Below are 12,615 nucleotides of genomic sequence, written 5' to 3'. Positions count from 1 at the left end.
CTTCTACTCGAAAACCTGAAATGACACAGCCGCACCAAGTGCGGCTTTTTTCTTACTACAGAAATAGTCTGTGTCTATGTCTTGATAATAATCTTGCCTTTTTGGACATTCGATTCCATGTATTGGTGCGCACTGACGACGTCGTCCAAATCAAACACTTTGTCTATTACCGGTTCCAACTCAGCATTCTCAAATTTCGCTGTCAAATAGCGGATGGCCTCTTCAAGTTTGTTTGCATCTTGAGTCAACTCAAAAACAAAATATCCTCTAATGGACAATGCTTTAACGATGACATCCATAAGAGGTAATGGGCTAGGTTCAGAAGACAACGCTCCGTACTCGACTATCGTTGCAAACTTCGCACTTGCTTGCGCTAGCTCGTTAATGATGGGGCCACTGATTGGGTCAAACACAAAGTTTGCGCCCTTATTATCAGTAAGTTGCATTACGCGCTCAGGCAAGTTTTCTTTTTCCGGATTCACCACAAAATCAGCGCCTTGCCCCAGCAAAAAGTCTTTTTTGCTGTCATCTCTAGACGTCGCAATAACCATTGCCCCAATTGATTTTGGCTAGTTGAATGGTAGCGACACCCACACTACTGCTAGCAGCAGTCACTAACACACAATCAGATTCGCGCACCTTACCAATATTCACTAACGCTCCGTAAGCGGTAAGGTATTGCATCCAGATTGCTGAACTTTGTTGGTGGTTCAAACCACTTGGGTTATGAGCCAAAGCGGATTGAGGAATAATGGCGTAATCGCCGTAAACGCCGTAGTCGCTCATCGAAAATGCCGGAATAGAACTGACGTTATCTCCGATGACAAACCCTTCTACTCCCGCTCCTATTTCATCGACAATTCCCGATGCTTCATAGCCAATACGAGATGGATAAACAGGCTGTTCGGCATAGGCTCCATTTCGAAACATCACTTCAGCACGGTTAACGCCAATAGCTTTGACTCGAATTCTGACTTCACCTTCCTTGGGAAGCGGTAATTTCTCTTCTACAACACTTAATACGCTAGCGTCTCCAGCTTGGGGACACGAACGACTCGGGCTTGTTCAATTACTTGTGACATGTATCTTCCTTTTGAATTTGTCTAGGTTTTAGCTTCGAGGTTTTACTTTCGAAGTTTTAGTTACACGCTCACTGTAATTTGATAGCCTAAATTGAACAATTGACGATAATTTAAATCAGAATTCATAAAAATGAACAATAAACAGATGCTTTCTGACATGCTGGTATTTGCCGAAGTGGCATCCGCGAGGTCATATACCGCTGCCGCTAAACACTTGAATCAAAGTAAATCTTCGGTAAGCCAGCAGGTTAAAAGGTTAGAAGCAGCCCTAAATGAGCAACTCTTGATCCGCAATACTCGAGGAATGGCACTCACTTCGAGTGGAGAAGCGCTATTGAGGCGGTGTGAGATTATTCGGAGTCAGTTTGACCTAGCCAAAAAAGAAATTGTTGAGCAAAAAGAAGAGCCTAGTGGTCGATTTGCTGTTACCTACCCCATCGCATGCGAACAGGAAATTGTTATTCCGGCAATAGAACAGCTATGTATTGAATACCCCAAATTGGTCCCAGACTTGTACGCCACAGACCAAGTTAAAGACCTTATTCAAGACGAGTTTGACGTTGCACTATACATAGGCACTTTAAAAGACAGTCACTATCGAGTCGTCCATATTGATCACGTGGAAGAGGCATTTTTTGCATCGAGTCGTTACATCCAAAAATTTGGAAAACCAAAGCAACTGGCAGATCTTGCAAACCATAAGATCATAGAACTCCCTTGGCATCAAAAAGAGCCGTTACTCAATTTCGACAAAACCAAGAATTTGAACATCTGCTCCAATAATTTACACGGTGCCTTAGATATGACATCTCGAGGAATGGGAATCTGTATTCTTCCAACCATTTTGACCAAATCATTGATGAAAGAAGGCGCCATAGAACAGGTATTGAAGGACGTGCGAGGGACAAGTAAACCTTTTTCACTCGTCCATCGCTACCCCTCAATCAAACCGCCACATTTAGAACGGTTTGAGCTACTGGTCAAATTGCATTTTGGTCAGTTAATGTAAGTTTAAATTCCTGAGTTTGTACTATGTGTTAGCCACTTGATACTTCGAGATTTCTTGGGGCTGATTTTTTCATAAAGGCTACAGTGGCCGTTATACAAATCAGTATAGAGAATAAATTAATCCCAACATCAAACTCTGCGCTATACACGCTGACTATCATTTGCGGACCAGATCCAAAATAGAAATAAAATGAGTCTGATGAAATAAGTACCGACTGAAAGAGGTAATACAAACCACTTCCTATCAAAGCAAATTTAATCTGTCGGAAAATCCCAAAAAGTAGCAGACCACTAAGAGGCAACAAAGACAAGGTTAACCAAAAGGATGAATCAAGGCCCGTTTCGCTGGAAAATGCCCCAATTAAATAGAAACTATCACTCAATATTGCCAACACTAGCGCACTGATTACTAGCCACTCTTTTTTAGATAGACTTTTCATTTTAATTTGTTACCAACTAATTTTATTAGGTTTTTTCTTGCATACATCATACCTAAGCTCTCTGTAGTCCCAAAGGCGTGATTTCTTACTTTTGGTAAAAAAATCTTTGGAAAATAAATTCTCTTTCCCGCCAATTTCCTTAATCCTCAAAAGCGGTATATACCTAATCTAGGGTTGAGCAAAGTGGCTGAAGCAGCATGTCGGTTAAAGAGACCTTGAGCATTGGTAATGTTCGATATTTTTTGATGTTTCGAAGCAGCTACTTTGCGCGCTTCTACTACCCTGTTTTTACTCTTCTCTACTTAGACTACGGACTGACACTTTCCCAATTCGCCATGCTCAATGTCGTTTGGGCGGCCACTATTGTGTTGGCTGAAGTGCCTTCTGGCGCATTTGCCGACACACTAGGCCGCAAAAAGCTGGTTGTGCTTTCTTCACTTGTTATGTTTGTCGAGATCGCGATGATCGCTTTTGTACCCACAGAAAATCCAAACCTAGTGTTCGTCGTTTTTCTGGTCAATCGTGTACTCAGTGGCTTGGCAATGGCATTGGCGAGTGGAGCCGATGAAGCCCTAGCCTATGACACATTAAAAGAACAAGGCAAAGAGGACATTTGGCCTAGTGTTCTGCAAGTCCAAATCAGAATATCATCTACTGTAGGGATTTTTGTCACCTTGGTCGGTGCGGCAATGTACGATGTGAATTTCATGACTCATATCTATGAGTTTTTTAACTGGCCAGCGCCTGAAACCACCCGAGATATTATGAGAATCCCAGTGTATGGCACGCTGATTGTCGCGCTAATTGCCATCTATGCAGCCTTTAACATGGATGAGGAAAGCAAAACCACTTCAGGAAACAAGAACAAGCTGGAGACAACCATTGCGAGTTTAAAGCTCACTCTCAACACAGGGCGATGGGTAATGTCGACACCCTATGTCCTGTTTATCTTGCTCTACTACAGTCTCTTTGAGCATACATCACGAATGTTTTTGACCATGAACAGCCAGTATTATCGAGCGATAGATATTCCGATAATCTATTTTGGATTGATTGGTTCAGGGATAAGCCTATTGCAAATTATCTTAGCCGGACAAAGTCGAAAATTAGCGGAGAGTATGAAACCAGTCTGGTTTGTTCTGACAATGGGTATTGCCACCATGGCGACCTACTATTGGATCAGTCTAGGTTGGTCGATTTACGGGGTGATTCCAGCGCTCATTCTGATTTTCATCATTATGACGATGAATATATTTATCAGTCACCATTTAAACAAACGCACTGAGTCCAGTAATAGGGCAACCGTCCTCAGCTTTAAAGGGTTAATGTTCAATCTAGGCTATGGCTTGATAGGGGTTCTCTATGCGTACTACTACAAGCTGATCTCTCAGCAATACTCAGAAGCGCAAATCGCAGAGCACATTGACTTTATTGCGTCCCTTTCATCATTTTTTTACTACTTTACGTTTTTGTTTATCGCAATTAGTGTCGCGTTTTACTTAGTAAACAAGAGGCTGAATTTGAACGATTAACCGAGTCGACACTACACGCGATCTACTAACCTAGTCGTCTTGCCCAATTGCCACCATTTTCTAGTGAACAAGCTTCTTCACTGTCATACGCGACAATCTTGTCTACGTTTTTTACTTTGACTTTTAGCGAGTCTAAACCCTTCGAAATCGCGTCCACAAATAATGTGTTGTCAGTAGTCGAAAGGAAACTCTCTACCTGTTCAGCGCGCTCAAACACACACGTTACCTTTAGGCTATAGGGAAAATTGGAATAATTGACTTGGTGGGTCAACCACTGAAAACCTTCAACTCTATCGATGGCGTCATCGCATACCTTGGTTAGCATATCTCGCAGTTGGTTATCCATTTTTTTGTCTGTTTTACGCATTTTCAAATAGTTCCAAGTTTGTTGTTAGTAGCTTTCTAAACGTTTGTTTAAGCAGTTGGAAGTGAGCCACTATTTAGTCAAAGCCTGCCCAAGAGGTTTGAAGTACGCCTGCATTGCTAGAAAGATTTCGCGACGATGAACCAAATCTGGAAATAGAGGATACATGTCTTTTTTGGTGGTATCAGCGACAAGATAGGGATTATCAATGCCTGAGCAGGTTTCAATTGTGGCCTCAAATGCTCTCGCCATCATTTCTGTTGGTGCAGAAAAATAATTAGCTGACAGTGCTTTATCTGCTGTCACGCTGCGTGCCACATAGTCATGTTTATCCACCCCGTCTTCCGTTAGCAAAGTCACATCAAATATTTTGAGCAAGCGGGAATTAAGCGGATGTTCAATGGGTTTTGCATTTTTTAACCATAAGTCGCTGGCAAACAGGTGACTGATGTTGGACCGTGGAATGCCCTTTAAATCAAAGGCCTTATCCGCTATGTAATGATCAAAGGCATGCCAAAATTCATGCGCCAATGCTCCAGCACCTGCATTCTTTGCTAACGCCAGTTCGCGTAAATGACGAGCGTAATGAGCTTGAATTCCTTTACTTCCACCGGTTCCAAATGCCAAATTCAACGTACCACGCAACCCCATGGCTTCGGGAGGCAGCGCAAGTACGTAGGCAAGATCTGCAAACGCATCAAATACTAAGTTTGCTGCGAGAGCCTTTTCTTCATTGGTTACCCAACGCCCCACCTTGATGCTGCTTATTCCAAACGTCTGTTTCACATCTAGGAAAGTGACCTGCTCACCGTGGCGATAATCAGGTCCCTTGCGCGTTTTGTGTTTAAAGCTGGTGAGTTTCAAGGTAGCCCTTTGAAGCTAAGTCTATGTGGTAAGTTTGGTTCTACGAATTCGAGGCGAGTATAACTCAGTTAGGTGTTCAGTATTACAAAAACCCAAATGACGGAATCAGCCGATAAATCCCTCTGCCAAAAAATAAACACAAACGACAAGAACGTAACGGAAAAAAGCGCCAGGGATACGACTCTCATTACTTTTGGTCGCTTTTCGTGGTACCAATCAGCATAAAGATAAAGCTCATAACAGATAGAAGGTATACCAAGATAGAAACTGCCTACTCTGTTGTTGGTAGACAGTTCTTTAATGGAGAGCACAACGACTCATAGCGTTATGTTTCGCTGCTTTTTCCAGAAGTATGCTATTGCTTAAGCTCAATTAGCTAAAGCACTACGACCATATCTCGCTTTAGGTTTTTCACTTCCGACTGAGTAAGCGATTAAGTGCAATAGAATTAGGAAAACTAAAATGGCTAATACAACCAACTTTTGAAATTCATGGTTTGCAATGTCTTTGTCTAGATAAGCATCAATGACTAGCTGATACCCCTCTGGGCCAGACTCTATTCCGATCAAAGTGGCTGTAATGCTCGCGTTAGACGCTGACAATATTTGATTAGAGAGCTCTTCAATTCGGTGAACTTGATTGTAGGAACGGTAATGTGGGCTGAACACTTGGTTTAATTGCTCAGATACTGCTTCTAACTCACCGTAAACCGGATGATTAAAAGTAAGAGACACTCTTTCCGGTGGAAGGTCATCAAAAGAGTTATTGAACGCAGTTGTAACCTGTTGCCAAAGCACTTTTTCAAAACTGTTTAGTTTTCTTCGATAAAAAGAAAGGGTGTCATCATTTTCCAATGATGGTTTTACTTTTTTGGAGATCCGGTTATCCAAAGCGCGCTGCCAACAACTTTGAGCGTCACAGTTTGCGCCCGTCATCTCTTGCCATAACTCCGCAAAAGCTTCTTTAAACTCTCCACATTCGACCAAGGCATTATGGCAATATTTTTCGACATGCTTGGCAATTTTGATCAGGTCTTCACCTTTGAACCAATACAGTTCACCTTTTGTTCTCAGGCGAGTGTTCGCGGTATTAATAAGAAATCGTCCTATCGTAATTCGCGAATACACATCGTCGGGAATTGGAGGATACATTTCGGGCTTTTCAACAAAATACTGAGCGTGTTGCTTTACTTCCTCATTATATGGGGCAGATGGAAGTACGTTATCTAATGTACTGCCACTTTCCGAGTTTTCACTCGTTGCTGCCGCCAAATAAAACTGTGTGCAAAGGGTTATTGACCAACGTGTTTGGATTTCGCAAAACTTGGGTTGAGTTAATTCGAGAGTATCGCCCACTTGCGGCATGTTTAACCAATCATCTGCGGACTTCATCTCGCGGTATTCAGGCTTAAACTGCATCGCTAAACTAGCTTGTGCCAATGGCCAGTTAACAAAGCTTGCAGCTAAAGCCGCCAACACAAGGATAGAAAACATCATTGTCAGGTGTTTTGGCTTGCGAATACGTGTAATCGATTCATTATGGTCTCGAATATCAATAGCTCGATGAGGACCAAATGCGATCAGCTTAGACTGCTGAGGTGCCACATCGAAACGACCAACCACACCACTTTTTATTTTGTTTTTCCAAGCTTTGGGGGCCATGTATTCCGCAGACTTAGGCAAAGAACGGTCATCTTCTGACAGTACTACCAATAAGCCTTCATCCGTTTCTGTAACACTTTGTGCAGCGCCTCGATAAGTCTCAATTTTTGTTAATTCAGGTTTGAGTTTGCCATTATTGCGACAAACTAAATATCCTAAAACCACACCTGCTAATACAACTAGATTGGCAATGTCTTGATGTTCAAACGACGCCAGAATGAGATAAGCTAATGCAACCAACAAGGCCACGCCTAAGTACGTAAACGCGTAATACTTAGGCTGAAGGTAAGCAATTTCATCATGGGTTGCATTTCGCTCTCCTGTTTTTTCGACCATAGAGCGCGTGACAATTATATCGGCGACAACACCGTCTTTGACTAAATCTTCAACATCAATTTGACCGTTCTCAGCAAACGCTACCCCTTCTGGGTAAATATCGTTTTGCTCATCAACCAAGGTATATTGATCATTGATAGCAATAACAACGAGCGTTCCATCAATATCAACGACTTCCGCTGTATTTCCTTCAACTTGTGTACAAGTTAAACCCACGGTAGTAATAATGACAGGCTGCTCATTGAGTAGGTAAACAGGCCGTTTTTCGTCTTCGTTAACGCCTTCAACCTCATTGAGGTCGATATAGGCCAAGTTTCCAGATAAGTAATAAACGTCATCGGTTTTGGGTTCTTTTTCTAGAAGCAACTGAATCGCAGCGCGTTCTTCTTTGGTCAATGGAGCGTCTCGTTTAACACTCAGCGCTTTGTCACGTTTGTCTTTTCGATCCGCTTTTTCCGACAAGCTAATCAAAAAGCCAATGATGCCCAAAATTAAAGCGACTACTTTCAAATAAAACGCTAACTCTTCCATTTTCCCTAACGGCCCTAACAAATGTTCAAAATTTGGGCGACATCATGCCACCGTACAAAAAAGCCTCTATTCAGGATTAATTAGAATGCGATACGGTTCTAAAAACGCAGAGGTAAGCCGCATTGGTCAGTAATAGTAACAAGCAAAACTGGAGTACTTATTTACCATCGTTGCCAACTATCAAACTAATAGAATCTAGCCATTAGCCTCCACTCAATCGATCAACGAAACTGGTTCTATCAAGACACCTCTTTGTAGAACAAGGGTGAGGTATGTTTAAAACAATCACATTTGCCGCGATTCATTTTACTATCGCAACACTAGTGGCCTTTGCTCTCACTGGGGATTTTTTGTTGGGTAGTATGATTGCGTTAATTGAGCCATCGGTTAACACCGTTGCGTTTTTTCTTCATGAAAAGGCGTGGCAAAAGAGTAACGCACTACAAAATTATGCGGCTAATACTCATCTTAAGACCGTGAGTTTTGCCGTTGTTCATTTTAGTGTGGCGTTTAGCGTAGTCTACTTACTTACCGGAGATGGCTTTATTGGTGGCTTGATTGCATTGATTGAACCTAGTATCAATTCAGTGGCGTATTTCTTTCACGAGCGAGTATGGCAACAAAAATCGAAAGTTAAATTACCATTGCAAACCGCTTAGCCTGACAGCATAGTTTTGCCGCAAAATTATTAGACAATCGGTTGCAAAGCACCTGTTAAATCTGGATAGTCTCAAGAAACCAAGGGCATTGGTATACCTATGAATGTGTAAATCAATGCAAGGCTCGGCTCCGATGACAAGGTGTACTCGATGTTTACTGTAGAAGTTGACCAAGACATAAAACTGGCTTTGGTTCAGAAGGACTTTGCCGCACACTATTGGCGTGTTGTATCTGAGCAACAGGATAGCTTATCTGAGTGGATGTCGTGGGCAAAACACGCGGATGGTGAAGCCTTCTTCGAAACCTATGTCAAAAACTCACTCATCAATTACGCCAACGGAAAATCAATAAGCTGCGCCATTATCTACAAAGGCGAGCTGGTTGGGAATGCTAGCCTGGAGTCGATAAACCACGATCTTAAGCGTTGCGACGTTGGTTATTGGCTGAGTCAAGACAAGCGCGGAAACGGGATTGTCACTAAATCGGTATCTTACCTACTCTCCGTGGCATTTGATCAACTCAACCTTGATGTAGTTCATCTTTTTGCGGGTGTGGAAAATAGGCCAAGCCGTGCGGTGGCAGAGCGACTTGGTTTTCAGTTTGATGGTGTGATGGCTAACGCCGAAAACATCAATGGCCGAATTATCGACCACGCGGTTTACTCGATTAGAAAAGAGCGCTAACCAGAATATTGAAACCAATTATGGACACTAACGAACCTGCCCAATACGCAATGAAAACCAGCCACTTTAATATCACCGTGATGCGACACGGCAAACCTGATCTGAATTTGGATTCTTTGATGGATCAAAAGGTCTCAGGGTTAGAAGTAGGTGAGCTGGTTGCTGATTACAAACAATCCTCATTAAGCAAACAGAGCAGACCAACGGATTCCGCACTGAATATCGCTAATCAAGCATCCGTTATCGTCTCTAGCGATCTCCCGAGAGCATTGGATTCTGTCGATCATTTACAATCGGGTCAGCAACATATCGTAATGGAAGAAATGCGTGAATGTGATTTACCTTATTTTCGCACTTCAAAAATTAAGTTTTCCGTTAAAACTTGGTTTGTCGCCCTGAGACTAATGTGGTTAGTCGGACTCAGTCGCCATGCAGAATCCATTTCTGCTAGTAAAAAACGCGCTCAATTAGTCACGGATAGACTCATTAAAGAAGCCCAGCAGCAGCCGGTTTTATTGCTGGGGCATGGAATCATGAACCGAATTATTGATAAACAGCTGCAAAAGCAAGGCTGGAAACAGGTTCGCGAATCAAACAAGGACAGTTATTGGGGTTACATCACCTATGAGTACCAAGTCTCTCGATAAAGATGAAATCTGGCATCGTTACTACCAAAAAGCGCTACGTAAAAAACCACTACCGCGTACCGAGCGTGCATGTGCACTGGTTCACGCGTCTGAACCACTAGCAATAGATTGTGGGTGTGGTACTGGAGCCGACACCGCTTTCCTGTTGGAAAACGGCTATTTCGTGCATGCATTAGATATCAATCCAGAAGCCATTTCGCTTTGCAACGCAAGGTTTGAAGGGCAGCAAAAGGTTGAATTATCAACAAGCAACTTTGAAGACTACGACTTCCCAAATTGTCACTTGTTTATGGCAAATCACAGTTTGTACTTCGCCAACCCTGGGAAATTTGTAGAGACATGGACTAGGATTCAAAACTCGATTGTTACTGGTGGCGTATTTTGCGGAGATTTACTCGGAGCGAAAGACTCATGGGTTGAATCAGATAATCACGTCGTAACTGGTTTTACCAAACCACAAGTTTTGAAGTTGTTCGATGGCTTCCAAATACTCAATCTGCAAGAACGAAATGAGTTTGGAAAAACGGCGGTTGGATTTGAAAAACACTGGCACACATTCTCTGTGCTAGCCGTAAAAACTGGATAATTCGTGTCAATATCGAGAATACCAATGACGGAAAAAAACGACATTATTATTCGAGAAGCTCTACTCGAAGATGCGATTCAACTAGCTAGCTTGAGTCATTTTTTATCAAGTGCGCCAGTTCACCACAATTCGCAAAGTCAGCGGTCTCAAGAGCAGCAGTTGGTGGTATCTGCTTTAATAGAAAATCCTGACCATATCCTGCTTGTCGCGAGTAGCTCTGAAAAGCTCCTTGGCTGGCTGCACGCTTGTAAAATGATCCGGCTTACATCGCCAGAGTTTGTAGAAATTGTCGGTCTCATCGTTCATCCAGATTGCAGAGGGTTAGGAGTGGGTTCTAAACTGGTTGATGAACTGAAACATCAATTTCAAAGCCATGAAATACGAGTTCGATGTAATTGCAGTCGAGAGCTCGCCCACAAGTTCTATCTCAAACACGGCTTTAACCAGAGCAAATCACAACACGTATTCAATCATTTGGGCCAGCCTAATGTTTAATGCTATCCATCACGTCGCTATCATTGCCTCCGACTACGACAAATCCAAACACTTCTACACTGAGATTCTCGGCCTAAAAATCATTGCAGAGAACTATCGTGCTGAACGCCAATCTTACAAACTAGATTTAGCCTTAGCGGATGGTAGCCAGATCGAGCTGTTCTCGTTCCCCAATCCTCCCAAAAGACCATCTCGCCCAGAAGCCTGTGGCTTGCGCCATCTGGCCTTTTCTGTGTCGAATATCGAAAATGTGGTGGAATACTTGCAGTCTCATTCAATCGATGTTGAACCAATTCGTGTGGACGAATTCACGGGTAAAAAATTTACATTCTTTGCTGACCCTGATAGCTTGCCGCTCGAAGTATATCAATCAAGTTCTAAGTAATATGGAAGCTCAAGACATTTTTAAGTCGGACTGCAAACACACCAATCCAGTTCATTCTAACGGGACTATCGCCTTTTTTGACTTTGATGGGACATTAAGCCACACAGATACCTATACTCCGTTTTTGTTCTACTCCTCATCTAAATTACGAACTATGGTAGCCGGATTGTTATGTCTTCCGACCATTGGATTATATAAATCGGGGCTTTTATCCCCCGCATTAACAAGACCAATACTGAGCTTTTTTACATTTGTAGGTCGACGAGAAAAAACGCTGGATTACATCGGTAAAACTTATTTTGAAAGAGAGTTACAACACAAACTCAATCCTACTGTTATGGACCGGATGCGCTGGCACAAAAGCCAGGGGGATCGTGTCGTCGTCGTTTCAGCATCGCTCGACGTTTATCTCAAACATTGGTGTCGACACCATGATGTTGAAGTAATGTGTAGTGAACTAGTTAAAAAACGGGGCTGGTACACCGGTCTATACAAACGTGGTGACTGCCACGGTGAAAGAAAATCTCAGTGGATAGAGCAAACGTATAACCTCAGCCGATACCAATCGATTTATGCTTATGGCAATACAAGTGAAGACTTTGCCATGTTATCGCTGGCTGACAATGCCTTTTTTGTCGAGAAAGATGGTGATGAACCCAAGCCTTGGAAGGTTAAACTCGACACTTTAGAATCCTAGAGTCTCCCTATTAAATAGTCTAAATGGCCAAAAATTGTGCATCACCTCACAATAATGAACGGTGTTTTTTATTTTGTTTTGATATTTTCCGTTCGTCACACCATAGTTAAACCCAGATAAAAAACACCGTTCAATTAAAAGGATGTTCACCATGGAATCTAAGCAAACAATCAATCATTTAAAACCTTCTAAAGCTTTCGTTTTGGCATCTTGGTCAGCTTTGGCAATTGGCCTTATTAGCTACCTACTTGGATTGTGGAATTCTGATCTACAACTGAATGAAAAAGGCTACTACTTCGCAGTATTACTACTTGGTTTGTACGCTGCAATCTCCGTCCAAAAGACGGTTCGTGACAAAGAAGAAGGCCTACCTGTTACTCATATGTATTACTTGATTTCATGGTCTGTCGCGATTGGAGGTATTGCTCTACTTGTCATTGGGCTATACAACGCTGAAATGTGGTTGAGCGAAAAAGGCTTCTTTGGCATGGCTTACACACTGGCTTTATTTGCGGCCATCGCAGTGCAAAAGAACACTCGTGATTTAGAAATGTTTAAGTCCAACGAAGAGTCAATTCACGTAGATGACAACTTTGAAACTGACGACATTGCCAGCCAAAGCTAATCACTAACTTGTCCTCAAC

The 12,615-nt window shown here is 42.4% G+C and carries 15 protein-coding genes and 1 pseudogene; 10 read left to right on the top strand and 6 right to left on the bottom strand.

Annotated features, from left to right (window positions below; all coding sequences use genetic code 11):
* Window positions 1–74: 74 nt before the first annotated feature.
* Both ACXAFJ_RS16860 and ACXAFJ_RS16855 read right to left on the bottom strand, forming a co-directional pair.
* Window positions 75–551: a zinc-binding dehydrogenase gene (locus tag ACXAFJ_RS16860; protein ID WP_475325022.1), complete on the bottom strand. Its 477-nt coding sequence runs from the start codon at window positions 549–551 to the stop codon at window positions 75–77.
* Window positions 532–972: pseudogene (locus ACXAFJ_RS16855) on the bottom strand (alcohol dehydrogenase catalytic domain-containing protein); the annotation flags it as partial. The gene ACXAFJ_RS16860 and the pseudogene ACXAFJ_RS16855, both read right to left, overlap by 20 nt.
* A gap of 240 nt (window positions 973–1,212) precedes the next feature.
* On the opposite strand from ACXAFJ_RS16855, the gene ACXAFJ_RS16850 reads away from it, so the two are divergent.
* A complete protein-coding gene (locus ACXAFJ_RS16850; protein WP_475325021.1) occupies window positions 1,213–2,091 on the top strand; it encodes a LysR family transcriptional regulator in 879 nt (292 codons plus the stop codon).
* A 28-nt stretch (window positions 2,092–2,119) separates the two neighbouring features.
* Here ACXAFJ_RS16850 and ACXAFJ_RS16845 read toward each other — a convergent pair whose 3' ends face one another.
* Window positions 2,120–2,530, bottom strand: coding sequence for a hypothetical protein (locus ACXAFJ_RS16845; protein ID WP_475325019.1), 411 nt, complete (start codon window positions 2,528–2,530; stop codon window positions 2,120–2,122).
* A gap of 197 nt (window positions 2,531–2,727) precedes the next feature.
* Between ACXAFJ_RS16845 and ACXAFJ_RS16840 the strand changes: the two genes are divergently transcribed.
* The gene (locus ACXAFJ_RS16840) at window positions 2,728–4,062 is read left to right on the top strand and encodes an MFS transporter (RefSeq protein ID WP_475325018.1); all 1,335 of its coding nucleotides are present in this window, start codon (window positions 2,728–2,730) and stop codon (window positions 4,060–4,062) included.
* A gap of 25 nt (window positions 4,063–4,087) precedes the next feature.
* Here ACXAFJ_RS16840 and ACXAFJ_RS16835 read toward each other — a convergent pair whose 3' ends face one another.
* From ACXAFJ_RS16835 to ACXAFJ_RS16825, 3 genes are all read right to left on the bottom strand, one after another.
* Window positions 4,088–4,429 carry a Fis family transcriptional regulator gene (locus tag ACXAFJ_RS16835; protein ID WP_475325016.1) on the bottom strand — a complete coding sequence of 114 codons (342 nt, stop codon included), beginning with the start codon at window positions 4,427–4,429 and terminating at the stop codon, window positions 4,088–4,090.
* A gap of 69 nt (window positions 4,430–4,498) precedes the next feature.
* Window positions 4,499–5,290 (bottom strand): CLCA_X family protein, encoded by a 792-nt coding sequence (locus ACXAFJ_RS16830; protein WP_475325015.1) that lies wholly within the window; start codon window positions 5,288–5,290, stop codon window positions 4,499–4,501.
* Window positions 5,291–5,658: 368 nt separating this feature from the next.
* Window positions 5,659–7,818, bottom strand: a complete 2,160-nt coding sequence (locus ACXAFJ_RS16825; RefSeq protein ID WP_475325014.1) for a hypothetical protein — start codon at window positions 7,816–7,818, stop codon at window positions 5,659–5,661.
* Window positions 7,819–8,090: 272 nt separating this feature from the next.
* Here ACXAFJ_RS16825 and ACXAFJ_RS16820 point away from each other — a divergent pair, with 272 nt between their 5' ends.
* From ACXAFJ_RS16820 to yiaA, 8 genes are all read left to right on the top strand, one after another.
* Window positions 8,091–8,477, top strand: a complete 387-nt coding sequence (locus ACXAFJ_RS16820) for a DUF2061 domain-containing protein (protein ID WP_475325012.1) — start codon at window positions 8,091–8,093, stop codon at window positions 8,475–8,477.
* A gap of 150 nt (window positions 8,478–8,627) precedes the next feature.
* Entirely contained in the window at window positions 8,628–9,161 is a 534-nt protein-coding gene (locus ACXAFJ_RS16815; RefSeq protein WP_475325011.1) for a GNAT family N-acetyltransferase, read from the top strand.
* A gap of 20 nt (window positions 9,162–9,181) precedes the next feature.
* Window positions 9,182–9,808 (top strand): histidine phosphatase family protein, encoded by a 627-nt coding sequence (locus ACXAFJ_RS16810; RefSeq protein WP_475325010.1) that lies wholly within the window; start codon window positions 9,182–9,184, stop codon window positions 9,806–9,808.
* Window positions 9,786–10,394 (top strand): class I SAM-dependent methyltransferase, encoded by a 609-nt coding sequence (locus ACXAFJ_RS16805; RefSeq protein WP_475325008.1) that lies wholly within the window; start codon window positions 9,786–9,788, stop codon window positions 10,392–10,394. Before ACXAFJ_RS16810 ends, ACXAFJ_RS16805 begins: the two co-directional genes overlap by 23 nt.
* 24 nt (window positions 10,395–10,418) lie before the next feature.
* Window positions 10,419–10,889, top strand: a complete 471-nt coding sequence (locus ACXAFJ_RS16800) for a GNAT family N-acetyltransferase (protein WP_475325007.1) — start codon at window positions 10,419–10,421, stop codon at window positions 10,887–10,889.
* Window positions 10,882–11,274, top strand: a complete 393-nt coding sequence (gene gloA2, locus ACXAFJ_RS16795; RefSeq protein WP_475325006.1) for an SMU1112c/YaeR family gloxylase I-like metalloprotein — start codon at window positions 10,882–10,884, stop codon at window positions 11,272–11,274. Before ACXAFJ_RS16800 ends, gloA2 begins: the two co-directional genes overlap by 8 nt.
* A 1-nt stretch (window position 11,275) precedes the next feature.
* Window positions 11,276–11,971, top strand: a complete 696-nt coding sequence (locus ACXAFJ_RS16790; protein ID WP_475325004.1) for an HAD-IB family hydrolase — start codon at window positions 11,276–11,278, stop codon at window positions 11,969–11,971.
* Window positions 11,972–12,122: 151 nt separating this feature from the next.
* A complete protein-coding gene (gene yiaA / locus ACXAFJ_RS16785; RefSeq protein WP_475325003.1) occupies window positions 12,123–12,596 on the top strand; it encodes an inner membrane protein YiaA in 474 nt (157 codons plus the stop codon).
* Window positions 12,597–12,615 lie beyond the last annotated feature (19 nt).

It is taken from the genome of Vibrio sp. ABH4_348, assembly GCF_056159765.1.
The sequence above is the reverse complement of the archived record's forward strand: the minus strand, read 5'-3'. Positions and strand labels throughout refer to the sequence as shown.